The organism is Deinococcus metallilatus (assembly GCF_004758605.1).
In the GTDB taxonomy this organism is placed as follows: domain Bacteria; phylum Deinococcota; class Deinococci; order Deinococcales; family Deinococcaceae; genus Deinococcus; species Deinococcus metallilatus.
Map to the genome: position 1 here is coordinate 1699211 of NZ_CP038512.1, position 21210 is coordinate 1720420.

Here is a 21210-nt window from a genome sequence, read left to right on the forward strand (position 1 = left end):
TCAGGTGGGCCTTCCGGCGGCAGGCCGCATAACCGTCAACGCTTCGCGGACGGCCGGGAGGAAGCGGTCAGGCTGCCCGGTGGTCCCCTGCGCGAGCGTGGGCCGTCCGCCCCCCTTGCCGCCCACGACCTTCAGGGCCGCCCCCAGCAGTTCCCCGGCGGGCACGTCCTCCCGCCCGCTGCCGATGCCGCAGCGCCCGCCGGGAGCGAGGGCGGCCACCACCTCTCCCGGCGGCACGTCCGCCAGGACCAGGGGCAGCAGGGCAACGTCGTCGAGCGTCACTTCGCGCAGGGCCACACCGTTCACGTCCTGACACGGCGCCAGCCGAACCAGCGTGTGGGCGAGATGCTGGCGCAGCGCCGCGGCCGCCGCCCTCTGCGCGTCCCGGTCCGCCAGCAGGGTCGCCACGCGCTCGGGCAGCGCCTCGACGGGGGCGCTGAAGCCCTGCGCCAGCGCGCGGGCCTCCCGGTACACGCCCGCCAGGTAGGCGCCCGCCTCCTCCCCCGCCATGAAGAACACCCGCGTCAGGCCGCCCCGGATACGCTCGGTCCGCAGCACGACGACCGGCGCGACCAGCGCCGCGCGGGGAACATGGGTGCCGCCGCAGGCGCTCACGTCAAAGGGAGTCCCCTCCGCGTCCCGGAAGATCACCAGCCGCACGTCGCCGCGCACCTTCGCCTCCCGGCGCAGCGGGTAGCGGTGCAGCTCCACGTCGGAAACGGTGGGCGTCTCCAGCTCCAGGTCGGTGCGGGCCAGTGTCCCCCGCAGCAGCGTCTCGGCGGCCCGGACATCGGCCTCGGTCGGGTCGCCCTCCAGGTCAATCGTGCTCTCGGCGTTCCGCATGCTGACGGCCGCCACGCGGAAGGCCGGGTTGACCCGGTGAAAGGCCTGCGCGAGCAGATGTTCCGCGCTGTGGCGGGCCATGTTGTGCCAGCGCCAGACCGCGTCCACCTCGCCCGTGACCCGGGTTCCCACCGGAGGCACCACGTCCCCGACCTCGTGCCAGATCACGCCGCTGGATTTGTCCTTGCGGGTTCCGCGTACCACCGCCTCACCGCCCGGCCAGCGCAGCACGCCCACGTCCCCATTCTGGCCGCCGCCCTCGGGGTAGAAGGCCGTCGCGTCCAGGCCCACCGCGCCGCCGCGCGTGTCCGTGACGGTGGCGGTGAAGGTCAGGAGGGTGGAAGCCTCGTGATAGAGGGGGCGGGTCATGGGGTCAGGGTAGAGCGTTCTGACGGTGGGGCGGGCCACATGGGGTGGTCAGGCAGGTCAGTTACCGTTCAGGACTGTTCTGCGGCCCCGGGGTCTTCTCTCAGGCCAGCCGGGAAAGGTGCGGCCGGGGCCTCAACCCGTGCTGCCGCACCAGCCTGCGGACCTCCTGACAGCGGCAGCCCGGGTAGGTGCAGAGCAGGGCCTCGGGGTCGTGGGTCAGCAGGTGGACCGTGCCGTCCACCAGGTCGCGCACCCGGTAGAGGCGCAGGGCGGCGTTGCCGACGCGGGTGGACCGCCCCTGCACGTAGGGTTCCAGGCGGCCGAAGTCGGCCGAGCAGTTGGGAAAGGCGGTGGGAAGCACCTGGCCGTCCAGCGGGACGTAGCGCGTGAGCAGCGGCATCCCCGCCACATGCTCGCCGTAGTGGACGGTCGTGTTGCTGCCGAAGTCCACCCCCATCAGCAGGGCGTAGCCGTCCAGGTCGTAAAGGGCCCCGACCGGCTGGTACGGACTGGCGAGCGTCTGCGCCGCCGTGACGCGCTCCGCCTCGGCCCCCAGCGCGATGAAACTCAGGATGGGGTGGAAGGAGCGCAGGGCGTCCGCCCGCTCCACCAGTTCCTGCGGCACCCGGCCGATCTCGCGGCTGACCCGCAGATCGCGGTGGAAGCGCGTGTGGACGGGCGAGGTGGGGTGCCTCAGCTCGGTGCGGTAGGTGAAGGCCGGGGCCACCAGCGTCGCCGTGCGCGCGCCCAGCGTGTCCACCACCGTCCGCGCCCCGCCTTCCAGATACCCGAACGCCTTGAGGCTCGCGTGGACCATCACATGCTGCGAGCCGTCCAGCCCCAGCTCGGCCAGCCCGGCGGCGAGGTCGGCAGGCGTGACGGACGGCTTGCGCAGCATGTTCAGCACATGGACAGCTTATCAGCGGCCAGCCGTCAGCAATCAGCAGAGAACACACAGAGGGAAGCCGCCCATATCCGGACGGCTCCCCTGTTTTTTGTTTTCCCCTGAAAGCGGACGGCTGAGAGCTGACCGCTTTACTTCACGAACAGCAGTTGCCGGTACGTCGGCAGCGGCCACTGCTTGTCGGCCACGACCTTTTCCAGCCGGTCGGCGGCCTGGCGCACCTCGCGCATGGCGGGCAGCACGTGGTCGCGGACGTGGTGGGCTTTGTCGTGAATCTCCTCGCCGCCCAGGGCCTTGTTCTGCTCGCGCAGGATCTGGAGGGCGTCGTACAGCTCGTCGGTGAGTCCGGCGACCTCGCGGGCCGTCGCGTCGAGGGCGCGGCTGGGAATCTTCACGGCCCCGAGGTCCCCCAGATATTCCGCGGCGGCGGGCAGGATCATCGTCTGGGCGATGTATTCGGTCGTCTCGCCCTCGATGTTCACCGTCTTGAAGTAGATGTCGTACATGATTTCCTGGCGGGCGGCCAGCTCGCGCTCCGACAGCACGCCGAACTTGCCGAACAGCTCCACGTTCTTGCGGTCGGTCAGGTGCGGGATCGCGTCCAGGCTGGTCCGCAGGTTCAGCAGGCCGCGCTCCTCCTCGGCTTCGCGGTGCCACTCCTCGCTGTAGCCGTCACCGTTGAAGACGATGCGCTTGTGCTGGCGGTACGTTTCCCGGACGACCTCGCCCACCGCCGCCGCCAGGTCCGCGCCGCCGTCCAGCTTCGCCTTGAGGACGGCGGTGAGGCTCTGCACCGCGTCCGCGACGATGGTGTTCAGCACCGTGATCGGGAAGCTGATGCTCTGGCTGCTGCCGACCGCGCGGAACTCGAACTTGTTGCCGGTAAAGGCGAAGGGGCTGGTGCGGTTGCGGTCCCCGGCGTGGCGCGGGATGGGCGGCAGCACGCTGGAGCCGAGGCCCAGCAGGCCCGCTTCGGTCCCGCGCCCCCCCTGCCCGCTTTCCAGCCGGTCGAAGATATCGGTCAGCTCGCTGCCCAGGAAGATCGAGATGATGGCGGGCGGCGCCTCGTTGGCGCCCAGGCGGTGGTCGTTGCTGGCCGAGGCCACGCTGATCCGCAGCAGGTCCTGGTGTTCGTCCACGGCCTTGATCACGGCCGCGCAGAAGAACAGGAATTGCAGGTTCTCGTGGGGCGTGTCGCCGGGTTCGAGCAGGTTCTCGCCCGCGTCGGTGGACATGCTCCAGTTGCCGTGCTTGCCCGAGCCGTTCACGCCCGCGAAGGGTTTCTCGTGCAGCAGGGCCACCAGGCCGTACTTGCGGGCGGTGTTGCGCAGCACCTGCATGATGAGCTGCTGGTGGTCGGCGGCCACGTTGCTCTGCTCGAAGATCGGGGCGATCTCGAACTGGCCGGGCGCGACTTCGTTGTGGCGGGTCTTGACGGGAATCCCGAGCGCGTACAGTTGCAGTTCGGCGTCGGTCATGAAGCTCAGCACCCGGTCGGGAATCGCGCCGAAGTAGTGGTCTTCGAGTTCCTGGCCGCGCGGGGGCTGCGCGCCGAAGAGGGTCCGCCCGGTCATCACCAGGTCGGGACGGCGGAAGAAGTATTCCTCCGCGATCAGGAAGTATTCCTGCTCCGCGCCCAGCGTGCTGCCCACGCGGGTCCCCAGCGAGGCCCCGAACAGGTGCAGCGCGGGCGTCACGGCCCGGTTCAGCGCCTCCACCGAGCGCAGCAGCGGCGTCTTGAGGTCCAGCGCCTCGCCGGTCCACGACGCGAAGGCGGTCGGGATACAGAGGGTCGCGCCGTTGGCGTGCCGCATGATGAAAGCCGGGCTGCTGGGGTCCCAGGCGGTGTAGCCGCGCGCCTCGAAGGTGGCGCGCAGGCCGCCCGAGGGGAAGGACGAGGCGTCGGGTTCGGCCTGGATCAGTTCCTTGCCGCTGAAGGTGGCGATGGCCACGCCGTCCCCATTGGGTGAGACGAAGGAGTCGTGCTTCTCGGCGGTCGCGCCGGTCAGGGGCTGGAACCAGTGGGTGTAGTGGGTCGCGCCCTTTTCCATCGCCCAGGTCTTCATGGCGAGCGCGACCGTGTCCGCGATGGCCGGGTCGAGCCTCTCGCCGCGTTCCACGGTACCGCGCAGGCTCTTGTAGGCGGGCTTGGACAGGCGCGTCTTGAGGTCTTCGAGGGTCAGCACGTCGCTGGCGAACAGGTCACCGATCACCTCGGCGGGCGTGGCCGGTGCGGAGGCGTCAACGCGCCAGTTGCGCGCGGCGGAAATCACATCCAGGTCGTGGTTCATGCGGGTTCCCTCCAGGCAGGACCGGTGAGCTAAACCGTCCTGCGGACGCCGCAAGTATAGGCTTCACCGGGAAGGCCGGTCAACGGAGACAAGACAAGCTGCACAGATGAGTGAGGGGATGGACAAATGTCACGGCGAATCCTGCACTTTGTTCCGGACTTTCTGAGCAAAAGGACAGATCATGCGGAGCAGACTGGAGCGCCCGCCCCGGCGGCTTGCGCTGTCCCCCCCCGGCCCGCTACGGTCAGCGCAGCACGGAGGCCTGCCATCCCATGACACTCACCCCGCCCCCCCCTCAGACCGCCCAGGAACTGCTCGCCACCCTTCAAGCCGAGGGCGTGGAGTTTCTGCGCCTGCAATTCACCGACATCCTCGGCACCACCAAGAACGTGGAGGTGCCGCGCTCGCAGTTCGAAAAGGCGCTGCGCGGCGACGTGACCTTCGACGGGAGCGCCGTGGAGGGCTTTACCCGCGTCGAGGAGAGCGACATGCTGCTCCGGCCCGACCTCGCCACCTTCCTGATCTACCCGCCCTTCTCGCGCGAGGAGGCGGGGGGCGGGCGGGTGGCCCGGCTGATCTGCGACGTGACGTTGCCCGACGGGAGGCCCTTCGAGGGTGACCCCCGCTTCGTGCTGAAACGGCAGGTGGAGCGGGCGGCGGCGCTGGGCTTCGAGATGTTCGTGGGCACCGAGCCGGAGTTCTTCCTGTTCGAGCGGGACGCCAGCGGGCGTGGCGGGCCGGTCACCCATGACAGGGCCGGATACTTCGACCTGGCGCCCATCGACAAGGGCGAGCGCATCCGCCGGGAGATCACCCAGAGCCTGGTGCAGATGGGCTTCGAGATCGAGGCCGCCCACCACGAGGTCGCGCCCGGCCAGCACGAGATCGACTTCCGCTACGCGCCCGCGCTCGAAACCGCCGACCGGATCGCCACCTTCAAGTTCGTGGTCAAACGGGTGGCCCTGGAATACGGGCTGCTGGCGAGTTTCCTGCCCAAGCCCATCGCGGGCGTGAACGGCTCGGGGATGCACTGCCACCTCAGCCTCTTTCGGGACGGGATGAACGCCTTTGCCGATCCGGACGGTGAATACGGCCTGTCGGACACCGCGCGGCACTTCATCGCGGGCCTGCTGGAACACGCGGACGGCATGACGGCCATCACCAATCCGCTGGTCAACAGCTACAAGCGCCTGGTGCCGGGTTACGAGGCCCCGGTGAACGTCGCCTGGAGCACCAGCAACCGCTCGGCGCTGATCCGCATTCCGGCCAAGCGCGGCAACTCCACGCGCGCCGAGGTGCGGATGCCCGACCCCAGTTGTAACCCCTACCTGGCGCTGGCGGCGATGCTGGCGGCGGGGCTGGACGGCATCGAGCAGAAGCTGGAGCCGCCGCCCGCTATTCAGCGCAACATCTTCCGCATGACTGTGCGCGAAAAACGGCACCACCGCATCCGTGAGCTCCCCGCCGACCTGCGCGAGGCCGTGGACGAGCTGGAAAAGGACGCCGTGATCGCGGGTGCCCTGGGCGAACACGTCATGGAGCACTTCGTCGCGGCCAAGCGGGCCGAATGGCGCGACTACAGCACCACCGTCCACCCCTGGGAACTGGAACGCTACCTGGACCTGATCTGAGGGGCGGCCGGATCACGCGCGGCCGCGACGGGCATCACCCCCACCACCCCCGGCAGGCCTGGGCAACCCGCAGAGCCACCCTCCCCGGCCAGTCCCGACGGATTATTGCCCAGTTCGGTAGGAGTGGAACAACTTTTCCCGCGATTTGTTGGATGAAAGCAATTTACGACGTGGCTCTGCTCATGAGCGGCACATTGACTTCCCTTTAAGTCGTCCCTAGAATTGGGCGCATCTAACAACGGCGCGCAAGCGCAATAGCTTTACTGGAGGACGCATGAAGAAAACCGCCCTGAGCCTGTCCGTTCTGGCCGCCCTCGCCCTGGGGAGCGCCAGTGCCCAGACGACCGTCAAGATCGCCACCCTCTCGCCGCTCTCGGGCGGCCAGAGCGACCTGGGGACCCAGATCCGCAACGGCGCGCAGCTCGCCGTGAACGAGTACAAGCCGCTGTTCAAGAAAATCGGCCTGGACCTGCAACTCGTCGCCTATGACGACCAGGCCGACCCCGCCACCGGCACCGCGCAGGCGCGCAAGATCGCCTCTGACCGCCAGATTCTCGCCGTGGTGGGCACCCTCAACAGCGGCGTCGCCATTCCTTCCAGCGCGGCCCTGGCGCCCAGCCACGTGGCGATGGTCAGCCCGGCCAACACCGCCAACCAGGTCACCGACCGCGGCCTGAGCAACATGAACCGCATCGTTGCCCGGGACGACGCGCAGGGACCGGCGGGGGCGAACTTCATCGCGCGCACCCTCAAGGCCAAGAAGGTCTACATCCTCAACGACAAGACGGCCTACGGCGAAGGGCTGGCGAAGGAAGTCGAAAAGGCGCTGAAGGCGGACGGCGTGCAGGTGGTCGCCAACGAGGGCACCGAGGAGAAGAGTGACTTCTCCAGCATCATCGCCAAGATCAAGCTCCAGCGCCCCGACGCCGTCTACTTCGGCGGCATCTACAACCAGGTCGGCGTGTTCATCAAGCAGCTCCGCGAGGCGGGGATCAACGCGCCTGTGATCGGCGGGGACGGCCTGGACAGCTCCGAACTGGCCACCATCGCGGGTCAGGGCGCCAACGACATCTACTTCACGACGGTCGCCGCGCCTATCGAGGCGCTGCCCGCCGCGAAGGTGTTCGCCACCAGCTTCAAGCAGACCTTCAACGACAACGCGCAGGGCTTCGGGGCCTTCGGCTACGACGCGGCCAAGGTCGTTCTCCAGGGCATTCTGGACGCGGCGCGGGCCAACGGCAACAAGGCCCCCAGCCGCATGCAGGTCGAGACGGCCATCCGCAAGGGCAACTTCACGGGTCTGCTCTCCGGCAACGTCACCTTCAACAGCGTCGGTGACCGCAAGTCGGCCACGCTGTACGTGATGAACGTGCAGGGCGGCAAGTACAAGCTCGCCACCACCGTGCCCGTCAAGCCCGCCCGGCAGTAACATCGTCCTGAATCCGGCTTTCCCGAAGCCAGGATTCGCGAGCGGCACCGTCTCAAGCCGCACAGGCTCAAGCAGCACAGGGAAGGCCGAGCGGCCCCACCTCTGACCTTTCCCCCACACGCCTGGGGCTGGGCATCCTGCCTAGCCCCTTTTTTTGAGGGGGGGCCCGGCGCAGTACCGTGGGCTGTCCAGCGGCAAGAGGACAGCTCCGCCCCGTTCCCCCTGCTTGACGCCCGCCGTTCTTCGTCCCCCCCCCCATTCCGCCCCAAGCCGGGGCAACAGAGAGAGGAGCTTCGATCTTGGACCTCGCCACATTGCTGCCGTTCATCGTGAACGTGATTGTCGGCGGCCTCGTGCTGGGTTTCGTGTACGCCATCATCGCGCTGGGGTACACGATGGTGTACGGCGTGCTGCAACTGATCAACTTCGCGCACTCGGAGGTCTTCGTGACCGGTGCCATCGTCGGCTACGAGGTCTTCCGGGTGCTGGCGCCCAACCCCATGAACGGCTACCTCAAGCTGCTGCTGGCGCTGCTGGCCGCGATGACCGTCTCCGGGGTCCTGAACGTGCTGATCGAGCGCCTGGCCTACCGCCCGCTGCGCAACGCCCCCAGGCTGGTGCCGCTGATCACCGCCATCGGGGTGTCGCTGATCCTGCAAGACGTCCTGCGCGTGATCGAGGGCTTCCAGGGCCGCTTCGACCTGACCTACATCCTGCCCGAGAGCTTCGGCACCCGGTTCTGCGCGGCCCAGAGCTCCTGCGCGGCCCTGGGCAACGTCCTGCGGACCATCGGTATCGATCTCCAGGTCAAGGACGTGATCCTGATCGTGGTGGCGCTGCTGAGTCTGGGGGGGCTGAATTATCTGGTCAACCGCACCCGGCTGGGCAAGGCCATCCGCGCCGTGGCGCAGGACCGCGTGACCGCCGGGCTGATGGGCATCGACGCCGACCGCATGATCAGCATGACCTTCCTGATCGGCGGGGCGCTGGGCGGCATCAGCGGCGTGCTGTTCGGCCTCAAGGTGGGCACCGTGAACGCCTACTCGGGCTTTGACCCCGGCATCGTGGCCTTTACGGCGGCCGTGCTGGGCGGCATCGGCTCGATTCCCGGCGCGGTGCTGGGCGGGCTGGTGCTGGGTGTGATCCAGAACCTGATCGGGGTCACCAACATCTTCGGGCAGATCCTGGGCAGCGCCAACCTCCAGGCCATCGACGCTTCCTACCAGCGCATCGGGGCCTTCCTGGTGCTGGTGCTGATTCTGATCTTCAAGCCGACCGGCCTGCTGGGCAAGAGTAATGTGGAGAAGGTGTAAGGTATGACTGCTGGCAATCCCACCCTGCCGCGCCGCGCCGCCCCGGCGCCGGACCGTACTTGGATGCTGGTGCTGATCTTCCTGGTGACCAGCGCCCTGCTGCTGGTGTCGCACAACAACGACCTGCTGGGCAATCTGGGCGGCCTGGGGACCGTGCTGCACAACCCCATCGTGGAAGCGGTCGTCGTGTCGCTGTTTCTCGCCAACGTGCTGTTCGCGTACCTGTGGCGCGCCGCCCCCTGGGCCAAGGCGCTGGTGGGCCTGGGCAGCCTGCTGCTGGTGCTGCCCTGGGCCGGACAGGAAGACACCAGCCTGCTCGACCTGAGTATCCAGATCATGATCTTCGCGGCGCTCGCGCTGGGGCTGAACATCGTGGTGGGGCTGGCGGGCCTGCTGGACCTCGGGTACGTGGCCTTTTTCGCGGTCGGGGCCTACACCTGGGGTATCTTCGCCAGCCCGCGCTTTTCCGAGGTGTTGCGGTACTACGGCCAGAATCCCGGCGCGACGAACGCAGGGACGCTGGCCCTGGGGCTGTTCCTGACCGCCGTCACGGCCGCCAGCATGATCGCGATCCGGCGGCGGGTCGCCCGGCCCACGCGGGCCTCCACCTGGAGCTTCGCGCTGGCGAGCCTGGGGCTGGTCGTGGGGCTGATCCTGACCGGGCGGGCGCTGCTGGTGCTGAACGCCTTCCGCGCGCAGGGGCTGGCGACCGGCCTCGACGCCAACTTCTTCTGGCTGTTCCTGGCGCTGAGCGTGCTGGCGGCGGCGGTGGTGGGCGTCCTGATCGGCCTGCCGGTGCTGCGGCTGAAGGGCGATTACCTGGCCATCATCACGCTGGGGCTGGGCGAGGTGATCCGGGTGCTGGCCAACAACCTGGGCCTGTACACGGCGGGCTCACAGGGCATTACGCCGATCAAGAGCGCGGCGGTGCCGTGGTTCGACCGGCTGGCCGGGGCACTCGGCTTCCAGCCGGACCAGTATTACCTGCTGTTCCTGTACGTGGTGGTGCTGGTGATGATCGCGCTGATCCTGACCGTCAACATCCGGCTGGACCGCTCCCGCATCGGGCGGGCCTGGATCGCCATCCGCGACGACGAGGTGGCGGCGCAGGCGATGGGCGTGCCGCTGGTGCAGACCAAGCTGATCGCCTTTGCGACCGGCGCCAGTTTCGCGGGCGCGATGGGCATGATCTTCGCGGCCAAGCAGACCTTTATCAGCCCGGAGAGCTTCAACCTGTTCCAGAGCATCGGCGTGCTGAGCATGGTGATCCTGGGCGGCATGGGGTCCTTCCCCGGCGTGATCCTGGGCGCGGCGGTGGTGACGCTGCTGAACCTGCGGATTCTGCCGGGACTGGGCGAGGCGACCGCCAACATCCCCTGGATTCCGCAACAGGTGAACCCGGGCCAGCTCCAGCGGCTCGTGTTCGGCGTGATCCTGGTGGCCAGCATGCTGCTGCGCCCGGAGGGGTTGCTGCCCAACCGCCGCCGCACGCTGGAACTGCACCAAGACGAAGACCAGGAGGACGACAGTGTCCTGGGCCACGGCCCCGCGCTCACGGCGGCCGGGGGCAGCGACGTCTACAGCCCCGGCCTCGCCCCGGAGAAGGAAGACGAGCGGGCAGGAGGCGTGCAGTGACCTACATCCCGAACATCCTCGACGTGCAGGGCGTGACCAAGACCTTCGGTGGCCTGACTGCCGTGAACGACGTGACCTTTCAGGTGCCCGCGCAGAGCATCATCAGCGTGATCGGGCCGAACGGCGCGGGCAAGACCACCTTCTTCAACCTGATCACCGGGATCTACACCCCCGATAAGGGCATCATTCGCCTCGCTGGAGAGGAGCTGGTGGGCCTGCGGCCCGATCAGGTGACAGCGTCCGGGATTTCCCGCACCTTCCAGAACATCCGGCTGTTCTCGACCATGACCGCCGAGGAAAACATCATGGTGGGGCGCCACGCGCGGCTGAAGGTGGGCTTCTGGGACGCGGTGCTGCGGACCCGCACCTTCCATCAGACCGAGGCCGAGGCGCGCGAGACGGCGCGGGTGATGCTCGACTTCGTGGGCCTGAGCAAGTGGCGCAATGAGCTGGCGACCAATCTGCCCTACGGCGACCAGCGCAAACTGGAGATCGCCCGCGCGCTCGCCACCACGCCCAAGCTGATCCTGCTCGACGAACCGGCGGCGGGCATGAACCCCCGCGAGACGGAAGACCTCAAGGCCCTGATCCGCCGCATCCGCGACGACCTGGGCGTGACGGTGGTGCTGATCGAACACGACATGCGCCTGGTGATGACCCTGTCCGAGAACATCACGGTGCTGGACTACGGCACCAAGATCAGCGAGGGGCGGCCGCACGAGGTCCGCAACGACCCGCGCGTGATGGAAGCGTACCTGGGCCGCGGCGCGGCGGCGGGCGAGTACGGCAAGGAGGCGAGGCCGAATGCCTGAGCAAGTGATGGTGGCAAGCAGCGGGCAGGCCGTTCGCACGGCCGAAACGCCGATGCTGGAACTGAGCGATGTCCATACCTACTACGGCCATATCCACGCCCTCAAGGGCCTGAACATGACCGTGAATCCCGGCGAGATCGTGGCCCTGATCGGCGGCAACGGCGCGGGCAAGACGACCACCCTGCGGACCATCAGCGGCATGATGAAGCCGAAGGTGGGCAGCGTGATCTACGAGGGGCAGAACATCACCGGCCTGCCCGCCCACACCATCATGCAGCGCGGCATCAGCCACGTGCCGGAGGGACGGCGCATCTTCGCGCAGCTCAGCGTGCGCGAGAACCTGGAGGTGGGCGCGTACACGGTGACCGACCGCCGCGTGATCGAGGAACGGGTGCAGGAGGCGTTCGCGCTGTTTCCCCGCCTCAAGGAACGCGAGGGGCAACTGGGCGGCACCATGTCGGGCGGCGAGCAGCAGATGCTGGCGATTGCCCGCGCGCTGATGGTGAATCCCCGGCTGCTGCTGCTGGACGAACCCAGCATGGGCCTCTCCCCCCTCTTCGTGGAGGCGATTTTCGACATCATCGAGCGGCTGAACAAGGAGCGCGGCACCACGATTCTGCTGGTCGAACAGAACGCGAGCATGGCCCTGGCGATTGCCAACCGCGCCTACGTGCTGCAAACCGGCGAGATCCGGCTGAGCGGTCCGGCCGAGCAGATCGCGCAGGACGAGAGCGTGCGAAAGGCGTACCTGGGCGACGAGTAAAGACAGCGACCGGGCTGGGGGCCGCTTCCGACGGGGGCGGCCCTTTTCCCATGCCCGCTCCGTACCCCCGCCCACCGAACGGCCCGCCGAAACCGGGTAAGGTCAACCATGAGGCTCCTGAAAGCTGGCTTGACCGCGTTCGTCTCCGCCTCCCTTCTCTCGTCCTGTCTGCCCGCGCCGCAGAGCTTCGACCCCGCGCGGCTGCCGGACCCGGCGGACCTGGGGTCCCGCAACACCGCGACCGAGTGGTATTACGTGTCGGCCTACCTGCCGGAGTCGGGATTGGCCTTTCACTGGGCGCAGTTCAAGGTGAACTACAAAGGTCTTCCCTACCACGCGGGGCATGTCGCGGTGGTCGACCTGCGAACCGGAAAGCTGAAGTTCTTCGAGAACGAGTCGCAGCGTGCCCGCTTCGGCTTTCCGCCGCTGCGGGTGGAACAGGGGGACTGGCGGCTGGTGCAGGAGGGAAACGCCTACCACCTCCAGGCCGGGCCGCTGAACCTCACCCTCACGCCGCGGCGGGGGCCGGTGGTGCATCCGCCGGGCTACTCGGGGACGCCGGAACTGGGGCGGATGTATTACCAGAGCCTCACCCGGCTGGAGGTGGGCGGCACGGTCACGCTGCCGGGCGGCGAAACGCGGGAGGCGCGCGGCCTGGCCTGGCTCGACCACCAGTGGGGCGACCAGCAGCCCGGCCGGGAGGCCCGCTGGGACTGGTTCGGGCTGCACCTCTCGGACGGCTCGGACCTGATGCTGTACCGGGTGCGGGACGCTGCCGGAAAGGTGGCGCAGGTGGCCGCCTCGCGGGTGGGGACGGACGGCGTGGCGCGCGAGGTGCCAGGCCTCACCATGACGCCGGGCCGGGTGTGGCGCAGCCCCAGCGGGCGCGAGTACGTGCTGGACTGGACGGTCAGCGCGCCGGACCTGAAGTTGACCCTGGAGGCCGTGCGCGACGAGCAGGAGCTGCTGGCGAGAAACACCTCCGTCGCGTACTGGGAGGGGCCGGTGCGCGGTCAGGGCACGTTGAACGGCCAGGCGATCACGGCGGAGGGCATGGGCGAGTTCGTGGGCGGCGTGCTGACCCGCGCCGAGGGGGGACGCTTCGGGCCGTCGGGGCGGTGAGAAGCAGAATAAAAATCACCATTATTAGCACTCCATAAAGTTGACATGATCACACTCAACTTTTACAATGAGGGTCATTGAGGAGGACATCACCTTGAATCCCGAACGCTTCACTGAGGCTGCCTTGCAGGCCATCGTGCAGGCGCAGCAACTCGCACAATCGAACCATCAACAAACCCTGACCGTGGCGCATGTCCTGCGTGCGCTGCTCGACAACGACACCGCCGCCCGTGCCCTGACCGCTGCCGGGGGTGACCTGAACGCTATCCGCCAGGCCCTCGACGCCGAAATCGCCAAGCTCCCGCGAGTGCAGGGGGGCGGCGAACAGCTCTATCTCGACCCGGCGCTGAACCGTGCTCTCCAGGGAGCAGAGAAGGAAGCGCAGGCTTTTGGCGACTCCTTCATCGCCGCCGACACGCTGCTGCTCGCGCTACGCGCGGAGAGCCGCACGCCCGGCCTCCCCAGCGAGGCCGCCCTCCGTCAGGCCGTGACCGAGGCCCGGAAAGGAAAGACCGTGACCACCAAGACCGCTGAACAGCAATTCGACGCGCTGGAAAAATACGGCACCGACCTGACCCAGCGCGCCCGCGACGGCAAGTTCGACCCGGTGATCGGGCGCGACGAGGAAATCCGCCGCGTCATGCAGATCCTGCTGAGGCGCACCAAAAACAACCCCGTATTGATCGGTGAACCCGGCGTCGGCAAGACGGCTATTGCCGAGGGCCTCGCCATCCGTATCGTCAAGGGCGACGTGCCCGAGGGGCTGAAGGACAAGCGCATCGTCTCGCTGGAAATGGGCAGCCTGCTCGCCGGGGCCAAGTTCCGGGGCGAGTTCGAGGAACGCCTCAAGGCCGTGATCGACGAGGTGGTGCAGTCGCAGGGCGAGATCATTCTCTTCGTGGACGAGCTGCATACCATCGTCGGTGCGGGCAAGACCGAGGGCAGCCCCGACGCGGGCAACATGCTCAAGCCCGCGCTGGCTCGCGGCGAACTGCACCTGATCGGCGCGACCACGCTCAACGAGTACCGCGAGATCGAAAAGGACCCGGCCCTGGAACGCCGCTTCCAGCCCGTATTCGTGGACGAGCCGAGCGTGGAGGACACCATCTCCATCCTGCGCGGCATCAAGGAAAAGTACCAGGCGCACCACAACGTCAACCTCACCGACCCCGCGCTGGTGGCCGCCGCGCAGCTCTCCAACCGCTATATCACCGACCGCCAGCTTCCCGACAAGGCCATCGACCTGATCGACGAGGCCGCCGCCCGCCTGCGGATGTCGCTGGAGAGCAGCCCCGAGCGCATCGACCAACTCGAACGCCGCAAGCTGCAACTGGAGATCGAGCGCGAGGCGCTGAAGAAGGAAAAAGACGCCGACTCGCAAAACCGCCTGCTGGACATCGAGGACCAGCTCAAGGCCATCACCGACGAGCTGGCCGAGGTTCGCAGCCGCTGGGAGGCCGAGCGAGGTGAAGTGCAGGCCCTGCGCGAGAAGCGTGACCAACTGGACCAGGTGCGGACCGACATCGAGAAGGCGCGGCGTGAATACGACCTCGGAAGGGCGGCCGAGCTGGAATACGGCAAGCTCCCGCAACTGGAAAAGGACGTGCAGGACCTGGAGCGCAAGCTCAAGAACGCCGAGTTCGCCCACATGGAAGTCACCGATGAGGACATCGCCTCGGTCGTGAGCCGCTGGACGGGCATTCCGGTCAGCAAGCTGATGGAGGGCGAGCGCGAGAAGCTGCTGCAACTCGAAGAGCAGCTCCACGGGCGGGTCATCGGACAGGACCGCGCCATCGTGAGTGTGGCCGACGCGATCCGCCGTGCCCGCGCGGGGCTGAACGACCCCAACCGGCCCCTCGGCTCCTTCATGTTCCTGGGGCCGACCGGCGTCGGTAAAACCGAGCTGGCGAAGGCTCTGGCCGAGTTCCTGTTCGACTCACCCGACGCAATGATCCGCATCGACATGAGCGAATACATGGAGAAGCACTCCGTCGCCCGCCTGATCGGGGCGCCTCCCGGATACGTGGGTTACGAGGAAGGCGGCCAGCTCACCGAGGCCGTGCGTCGCCGCCCCTACTCGGTGATCCTGCTCGACGAGATCGAGAAGGCGAACCCGGACGTGTTCAACGTGCTGTTGCAAGTGCTGGACGATGGGCGCCTGACCGACGGACAGGGCCGCACGGTGGACTTCCGCAACACGCTGATCATCATGACCAGCAACATCGGCTCGCCGCTGATCCTCGAAGCGCAGGCGCGCGGCGACAGCCCCGAGAGCATCCGCGAGCAGGTTCTCCAGGTGCTGCAAGCACACTTCCGCCCCGAGTTCCTGAACCGCATCGACGACATCATCGTCTTCGACGCGCTGACGCCCGCCGACCTGCACAAGATCGTCGAAATCCAGCTCAGCGGCCTGCGCCGCCGCCTGGCCGAACGCCGCGTCACGCTGCATCTGACCGACGCCGCGAAGGACAAACTCGCGCAGATCGGCTACGACCCCGCCTTCGGTGCCCGCCCCCTCAAGCGCGTCATCGCCCGCGAGATCGAGACGCCGCTGGCCCGCGAAATCCTGCAAGGTCAGGTGCCGGAAGGCAGCACGCTGACGGTGGACTACGACGGGAACAAGTTCCGGTTCGAGACTGGGGTGTTGCACTGAGAGATGAGGTATTAGGCGTTAGGAATTAGGAAAGCAAATCAGCCGCCGTCCGTGCAATGGGCGGCGGCTGTTCTATCATAGGAGGCTCGCCTCTAGTTGCTCTGTGGACGAAGCCCCGTAGTCGCACCCTCCCGTCGAAGCTTTTCTGTGGCCGCTCCTCTTCTTTGAAACCTTTGAGCATTCGATGCTCAGCCGTGATTCATGGATAATGGAGGACATCAGCTCCGCCCTTAAAACTTGCCAAGCGAGGCTCAGAAAAGAGTCATTGTCCAGACTCTTATGGAGATCGCTTTAGGAATCATACGCGAAGCATCAAAGCAGAGATTTCGAACAAAGAGTTTTGGCTGGATTGACAGAGACGACCGGCTCCATACTCCCCAGCTTGAAAGATACTGGAAGAACAGAGCCGCCGCCCGGTTAAGGAGCGGCGGCTTTCTGCTGAATACTCAGCGGCGCACAGTGGTTGCGGTGCGGGTGTCGACATCGCGTCGGCCACGGGACAGACCAGCCAGGCCGATCAGTCCGGCGAGGCCCAGCCAGCCCCAGTCGAAGCCGTTATTGCGGTTCGTCGTGGTGGTGGTCCCGGTCGTCGTGGTATCGGTTGTTCCGGCGGTTCCGGTCGTGTCCGTCGTGCCGGGCGTCCCGGCTGCCCCCGTGGTATCCGTGGTTCCGGCCCCGGTCGTGTCGGTGCCAGGGGTACCGGTGGTCCCGGCTGCTCCCGTGGTGTCCGTGGTTCCGGCTCCGGTCGTGTCGGTGCCGGGCGTCCCGGTGGTGGTATCGCTGGTTCCAGGCGTCCCAGTCGTATCCGTACCGGGTGTCCCGGTGGTGGTATTGGTCGTACCGGGCGTCCCAGGGGTTCCGGTCGTATCGGTCTGAGCCAGGGCACTCACAGGCAGAGCCAGCAGAGCGGTCAGGGTCAGGGTCTTCAGCGCCTTATTCATAGTGAGGTCAGTGTGACCGAGAATTCTGGTCGGGACATTTCAGAACCTGACCCTTTCCTTGACTAAACCCCTATCAAAGCTGAAGCGCCCCTCAAACTCAGGGGGTCGGCTGCCAGACCAGGCCCACAGCCTCCTCCACGCTGCGGACACCCTCGCGTCCGTCCAGGCCGGGAGGAACGATCAGGTGCAGGTATCCGGCGCGGGCCGCCTCCTCGGCGCGGCGCAGCGCCCCCTGGGTGGAGCGGACCTCACCTGCCAGGCCAACCTCTCCGAAGACGGCGACGTTGCCCGGCAACGCCCGGCCGACCACCGCCGAGTACACCGCCAGCGCGACCGGGAGGTCCAGGCCCGGGTCCGGCACCTTCAGCCCGCCAGCCAGGTTGACGTACACGTCCAGCCCCCCCAGCGTGAGGTCCAGACGGCGCTCCAGCACGGCCAGCACCACGTCCACTCGCCGGGGATCGAGGCCGACCACCACGCGGCGCGGATTGGGGTAGGGGGTCTTGGCGGCCAGCGCCTGCACTTCCAGCAACATGGGCCGCTGCCCGTCGATGGTCGCGGCGACGACGCTGCCGGGCACACCCACAGGCCGCTCGGCCAGGAAGGCGGCGCTGGGATTTTCCACCGCGACCAGGCCCTCGCCGCGCATCTCGAACACGCCGAGTTCTCCGGCCTGACCGAAGCGGTTTTTCACGCTCCTGAGCAGGCGAAAGGCGCCCACCGTCTCCAGAAACACCGTGGTATCCACGATATGTTCCATCACCTTCGGCCCGGCGACGGTGCCCTCCTTGGTGACGTGGCCGACGAGGACCGTCGCCGTCCCGGTTTCCTTGGCCGCGCGGGTCAGCAGGGCCGTCCCCTCGCGGACCTGGGCCAAACCGCCGGGCGTGCCGTCCCCCTCCACCGTCACGGTCTGGATCGAGTCCACGATGCACAGGGCGGGTTTGTGTTCGGCCATCAGGGCGGCGATGTGTTCGGCGCGGGTGTCGCGGGTGAGTTGAATTTCGGCGGTCACGCCCAGACGGTCGGCCCGCAGGCGAATCTGTTCCAGCGATTCCTCACCCGCGACGTACAGCACGGCCCCGCCATTCCGGGCGAGCCTGTCGGCCACCTGAAGCAGCAGGGTGCTCTTGCCGATGCCGGGTTCGCCGCCGATCAGCGTCACGCCGCCCGCGACCAGGCCGCCCCCCAGAACCCGGTCGAGTTCCGCGATGCCCGTGCGCGTCCGGGGTTCCTCGCGCCGCCCGACCGTCGAGAGGGGCGTGAGGCGGCCCCCGGTGACGCCGCCGTAACCGCCGCCCAGGCTGCCCCGCGTCTTGCCGCTCGCCACGACCGGCGCTTCCTCCTCGAAGGAGTTCCAGGCCTGGCAGTTGGGACAGCGGCCCAGCGGTTTGGCGGACTGGTAGCCGCAGGAGGTGCAGACGTACCGGGTGGTGACCCTAGCCATTGGGCCTGCTGTCTGCCCGCCAGTAGTCGCCGTCTCGCGTGACGAGATAGTCGCCGTCCACCAGTTCGGTCAGGAGGAGCGCCGGTTCCTCCAGCGTGCTGTGGTCGCGCAGCACCGCCATCACGGCGTCCTCGCCGTAGCGGCGGCCCGGCTCGAAGAGGCCGGTGAGGTAATCGAGGATGGCGAGTTGATGCGCCCGGCGGCGGTCGGAGGGCCAGCCGGTGATGCGGCCGTATTCGTCCTGAAAGGCGGCGATGCTCTTGGTCATAGAGGAGCATGGTAGCGGTTGGGCGGAGAAGGGACCGTGCCGGGATACAGAAGGAAGGGGAAGTGCAACACGGCACGCCGCATAGCCTCTCCTCCGGCTCCGTTCAGCCATCCGAAGCCAGGACCCACCACGAGGACGGCATCTTGCCTCACCAGGAGCAACGGAGGGCCGACAGCAACAGGTGATTCCCAGGTGAAGCTCCGGGTGGAGATATCGGCTCCAGTGAAGGCATCACCAACACCGCTGCCTTTGCCAGGTCTGCCAGCGTCAGTGACGGGCTCCCCGTCATTCAGGCTGATATCGACTACGAAAGGTTGTCTTGTCAACCTGGAAATCCGAGCAGAGCGAGTGGGAGAACAACGGACTGATAGGCGTGGAGTTTCCCGGCCTGAAGCCCGCCCGGGACCAGCCAGCAAAAAGCCCCGGAGGAGGGCACTCCGGGGCTCCTTGTTGACTTTCGAGGTTCAGGCCAGGATCTGTGGCGGTGCCGTCGTCCCGCGCTCGAACTGGATGCCGTCCTGGCCCAGCACCACGCGCAGTTCCTCGCCCGCGTTGCCGATCAGTTCCAGGGCCAGCGGGTCCTCGATCTCCTCGCGGACCAGGGTACGGAGCTGGCGGGAGCTGCCGACCGCGTGCTTGGGGCTGCGGGCCTTGAGCTTGCCCACCAGCCAGGCGGCGATGGCCGGGTCGAAGGTAACGTTCAGCTCGCGGCTGGTGAGTTCCTCGCGCATCTCCCCCATCAGTTGCTGGGCGACGCGCACCAGTTCCTCCTCGCCGAGCGGGCGGAAGCGGATCACGTCGTCGAGGCGGTCGAGGAACTCGGGCGTGAAGATGTTCCGCAGCGGCGCGTTGTTGTCGGGCGTGACCGGGCTGAAGCCCACCGTCGGATTCACGTTGAAGCCCGTGTTGCTGGTCATGATGATGATGGTGCGGCGGAAGTCCACCGTGCGGCCCAGCCCGTCGGTCAGGCGGCCGTCGTCCAGCACTTGCAGGAAGGTGTTGTACACGTCCGGGTGCGCCTTTTCGATCTCGTCGAGCAGGATCACCGAGAAGGGCTGACGGCGCACGGCCTCGGTCAGGCGGCCCCCCTGCTCGAAGCCCACGTAGCCGGGAGGGGACCCGATCAGCTTGGAGATGGAGTGCGATTCCTGAAACTCGCTCATGTCCACCCGGATCAGCGAACGCTCGGAGCCGAAGAGGGTGCGGGCCAATGCCTTGGCGAGGTGCGTCTTGCCCACGCCGCTGGGGCCGACGAAGAGGAAGCTGGCCGAAACGCGGGTGCGTCCGCCCAGGCCCACCCGGGCGCGGCGCAGGGCGCTGGACAGCGCCTTGATGGCCTCCGGCTGGCCGTACACCTGATCGGTGAGCTGCTCTTCGAGGTCGCTGAGCTGCGCCGCCGACTCGTCGGAGTAAATACCGCCCATCGAGTTGATCACGCTCTCGATGTCCTCGCGGGTGACCATCGGCTCGCCGTCCTCGGTCTCCGCGACGGGCAGGCCGACACTCATGTTCAGGCGGACGCGGCTGGCGGCCTCGTCGATCAGGTCGATGGCCTTGTCGGGAAAGTTGCGGCCCGGGAGGCTGCGTTCCCCGATGCGGACTGCCAGTTCGAGCGCCGGGTCGGGAATCTGGACGCCGTGGTGCTCCTCGTAGCGGGGGCGCAGGCCGCGCAGGATTTGCAGCGTCTCGGCCGGGCTGGGTTCCAGCACGATCACCGGCTGGAAGCGGCGTTCCAGGGCGGCGTCCTTCTCGATGTAGCGGTGGTATTCGCCGGTGGTGGTCGCGCCGATCACCTGAATCTCGCCCCTGCTCAGCGCAGGCTTGAGGATGTTCGCCGCGTCCAGCGTCCCTTCCGCGCCGCCCGCCCCGACCAGGGTGTGCAGCTCGTCGATAAAGGCCATCACCTTGGCATTGCGGAGTTCCTCGATGATCTGGCGCAGCCGCTCCTCGAATTCGCCGCGGTACTTGGTCCCGGCCACCACGCCCGACAGGTCGAGGCTGACCAGGCGGACGCCGTGCAGGTTGGGCGGCGTGCGCTTCTCGTGGATGGCGAGCGCGAGGCCCTCCACGATGGCGGTCTTGCCCACGCCGGGGTCACCGATCAATACCGGGTTGTTCTTGGTGCGGCGGGTCAGGATCTGGGTGACGCGGCGGATTTCCTCGCTGCGGCCGATCACCGGGTCGAGCTTGCCCTCGCGGGCCTGCCGGGTGAGGTCACGGCCGTACTCGTCGAGGAAGGGGGTGGCGACCGGCTTGGCGGCCTTGCCGGTGCTGCTGTCCCCCTGCGCCAGCACGCGCCAGCGGATCGTGTCCACGTCCTTCGTCAGCTCTTGCAGGATGCGGAAGGCCACCCCGTCTCCCTCGCGGATGATGCCCAGGAGGATGTGCTCGGTGCTGGTCACCTGGGCGCCGAGCGAGCGGGCCTCGGCGGAGGCGAGTTCCATCACGCGGCGGGCGCGGGGGGTGATGGAGGGAGCGTCGTTCAGGCGGTTGCCCTCGCCCCGGCCGATGATTTCTTCCACGCGGCGGCGCAGGCCGTCCAGTGAAGCGCCGAACTCGGTCAGGATGGTGGCGGCGGTGCCGCCCTCGCGCATCAGGCCGAGCAGCAGATGTTCGGGGCCGACCATCGCGTGGCCCAGCCGGTTGCCTTCCTCACGGGCGTAGTGGAACACGAGGCGGGCGCGGTCGTCGTATCTGTTCATGGGCTACCCCCTGTGTCGGGCGGGCTGCACCGCGCCTGGGCGCAGCGCGTTGGAAAGCGGGTGTCGAGGCTGCATCAATTCTAGTCT

The 21210-nt window shown here is 67.6% G+C and carries 15 protein-coding genes; 8 read left to right on the forward strand and 7 right to left on the reverse strand.

The annotated features are described in order from the left end of the window. The 3 genes from E5F05_RS14200 to E5F05_RS14210 all read right to left on the reverse strand — a co-directional run bounded on the left by E5F05_RS14200 (position 1) and on the right by E5F05_RS14210 (position 4407). On the reverse strand, positions 1-1212 hold the full coding sequence (locus E5F05_RS14200) for an alanyl-tRNA editing protein (RefSeq protein WP_129119287.1): 1212 nt from the start codon (positions 1210-1212) through the stop codon (positions 1-3). A 100-nt stretch (positions 1213-1312) separates the two neighbouring features. Next, positions 1313-2119: an AAC(3) family N-acetyltransferase gene (locus tag E5F05_RS14205; RefSeq protein WP_164973488.1), complete on the reverse strand. Its 807-nt coding sequence runs from the start codon at positions 2117-2119 to the stop codon at positions 1313-1315. Between the two features lie 128 nt (positions 2120-2247). Next, complete coding sequence (locus E5F05_RS14210) at positions 2248-4407, reverse strand: glutamine synthetase III family protein (RefSeq protein ID WP_129119288.1); 2160 nt, start codon at positions 4405-4407, stop codon at positions 2248-2250. Between the two features lie 272 nt (positions 4408-4679). On the opposite strand from E5F05_RS14210, the gene glnA reads away from it, so the two are divergent. The 8 genes from glnA (at position 4680) to clpB (ending at position 15765) form a co-directional block, all read left to right on the forward strand. Continuing rightward, positions 4680-6038, forward strand: coding sequence for a type I glutamate--ammonia ligase (gene glnA, locus E5F05_RS14215; RefSeq protein ID WP_129119289.1), 1359 nt, complete (start codon positions 4680-4682; stop codon positions 6036-6038). Between the two features lie 274 nt (positions 6039-6312). Continuing rightward, the gene (locus tag E5F05_RS14220) at positions 6313-7467 is read left to right on the forward strand and encodes a branched-chain amino acid ABC transporter substrate-binding protein (RefSeq protein ID WP_129119290.1); all 1155 of its coding nucleotides are present in this window, start codon (positions 6313-6315) and stop codon (positions 7465-7467) included. Positions 7468-7766: 299 nt separating this feature from the next. Next, positions 7767-8780, forward strand: a complete 1014-nt coding sequence (locus E5F05_RS14225) for a branched-chain amino acid ABC transporter permease (RefSeq protein WP_129119291.1) — start codon at positions 7767-7769, stop codon at positions 8778-8780. A gap of 3 nt (positions 8781-8783) precedes the next feature. Beyond that, positions 8784-10415 (forward strand): branched-chain amino acid ABC transporter permease, encoded by a 1632-nt coding sequence (locus E5F05_RS14230; protein ID WP_129119292.1) that lies wholly within the window; start codon positions 8784-8786, stop codon positions 10413-10415. After that, complete coding sequence (locus tag E5F05_RS14235; RefSeq protein ID WP_129119293.1) at positions 10412-11227, forward strand: ABC transporter ATP-binding protein; 816 nt, start codon at positions 10412-10414, stop codon at positions 11225-11227. Before E5F05_RS14230 ends, E5F05_RS14235 begins: the two co-directional genes overlap by 4 nt. After that, positions 11220-11990 carry an ABC transporter ATP-binding protein gene (locus E5F05_RS14240; protein WP_206733017.1) on the forward strand — a complete coding sequence of 257 codons (771 nt, stop codon included), beginning with the start codon at positions 11220-11222 and terminating at the stop codon, positions 11988-11990. The genes E5F05_RS14235 and E5F05_RS14240 overlap by 8 nt, the downstream gene beginning before the upstream one ends. A gap of 129 nt (positions 11991-12119) precedes the next feature. Further along, positions 12120-13112: a lipocalin family protein gene (locus tag E5F05_RS14245; protein WP_241687168.1), complete on the forward strand. Its 993-nt coding sequence runs from the start codon at positions 12120-12122 to the stop codon at positions 13110-13112. A gap of 94 nt (positions 13113-13206) precedes the next feature. After that, on the forward strand, positions 13207-15765 hold the full coding sequence (gene clpB / locus E5F05_RS14250) for an ATP-dependent chaperone ClpB (RefSeq protein ID WP_129119442.1): 2559 nt from the start codon (positions 13207-13209) through the stop codon (positions 15763-15765). Between the two features lie 446 nt (positions 15766-16211). Here clpB and E5F05_RS14255 read toward each other — a convergent pair whose 3' ends face one another. The 4 genes from E5F05_RS14255 to E5F05_RS14270 all read right to left on the reverse strand — a co-directional run bounded on the left by E5F05_RS14255 (position 16212) and on the right by E5F05_RS14270 (position 21123). Further along, positions 16212-16706, reverse strand: coding sequence for a WGxxGxxG-CTERM domain-containing protein (locus tag E5F05_RS14255; RefSeq protein ID WP_129119295.1), 495 nt, complete (start codon positions 16704-16706; stop codon positions 16212-16214). A 97-nt stretch (positions 16707-16803) separates the two neighbouring features. After that, positions 16804-18153, reverse strand: coding sequence for a DNA repair protein RadA (gene radA, locus E5F05_RS14260; RefSeq protein ID WP_129119296.1), 1350 nt, complete (start codon positions 18151-18153; stop codon positions 16804-16806). Then, entirely contained in the window at positions 18146-18421 is a 276-nt protein-coding gene (locus E5F05_RS14265; RefSeq protein WP_129119297.1) for a DUF2087 domain-containing protein, read from the reverse strand. The genes radA and E5F05_RS14265 overlap by 8 nt, the downstream gene beginning before the upstream one ends. 464 nt (positions 18422-18885) lie before the next feature. Further along, positions 18886-21123: an ATP-dependent Clp protease ATP-binding subunit gene (locus E5F05_RS14270; protein WP_129119298.1), complete on the reverse strand. Its 2238-nt coding sequence runs from the start codon at positions 21121-21123 to the stop codon at positions 18886-18888. Positions 21124-21210 lie beyond the last annotated feature (87 nt).

Bases quoted from the DNA above. Each gene is read 5' to 3' on its own strand.
- E5F05_RS14200 (WP_129119287.1), bottom strand. From the start codon at position 1,212: ATGACCCGCCCCCTCTATCACGAGGCTTCCACCCTCCTGACCTTCACC.
- E5F05_RS14210 (WP_129119288.1), bottom strand. From the start codon at position 4,407: ATGAACCACGACCTGGATGTGATTTCCGCCGCGCGCAACTGGCGCGTT.
- glnA (WP_129119289.1), top strand. From the start codon at position 4,680: ATGACACTCACCCCGCCCCCCCCTCAGACCGCCCAGGAACTGCTCGCC.
- E5F05_RS14220 (WP_129119290.1), top strand. From the start codon at position 6,313: ATGAAGAAAACCGCCCTGAGCCTGTCCGTTCTGGCCGCCCTCGCCCTG.
- E5F05_RS14230 (WP_129119292.1), top strand. From the start codon at position 8,784: ATGACTGCTGGCAATCCCACCCTGCCGCGCCGCGCCGCCCCGGCGCCG.
- E5F05_RS14240 (WP_206733017.1), top strand. From the start codon at position 11,220: ATGCCTGAGCAAGTGATGGTGGCAAGCAGCGGGCAGGCCGTTCGCACG.
- E5F05_RS14255 (WP_129119295.1), bottom strand. From the start codon at position 16,706: ATGAATAAGGCGCTGAAGACCCTGACCCTGACCGCTCTGCTGGCTCTG.
- radA (WP_129119296.1), bottom strand. From the start codon at position 18,153: ATGGCTAGGGTCACCACCCGGTACGTCTGCACCTCCTGCGGCTACCAG.
- E5F05_RS14265 (WP_129119297.1), bottom strand. From the start codon at position 18,421: ATGACCAAGAGCATCGCCGCCTTTCAGGACGAATACGGCCGCATCACC.
- E5F05_RS14270 (WP_129119298.1), bottom strand. From the start codon at position 21,123: ATGAACAGATACGACGACCGCGCCCGCCTCGTGTTCCACTACGCCCGT.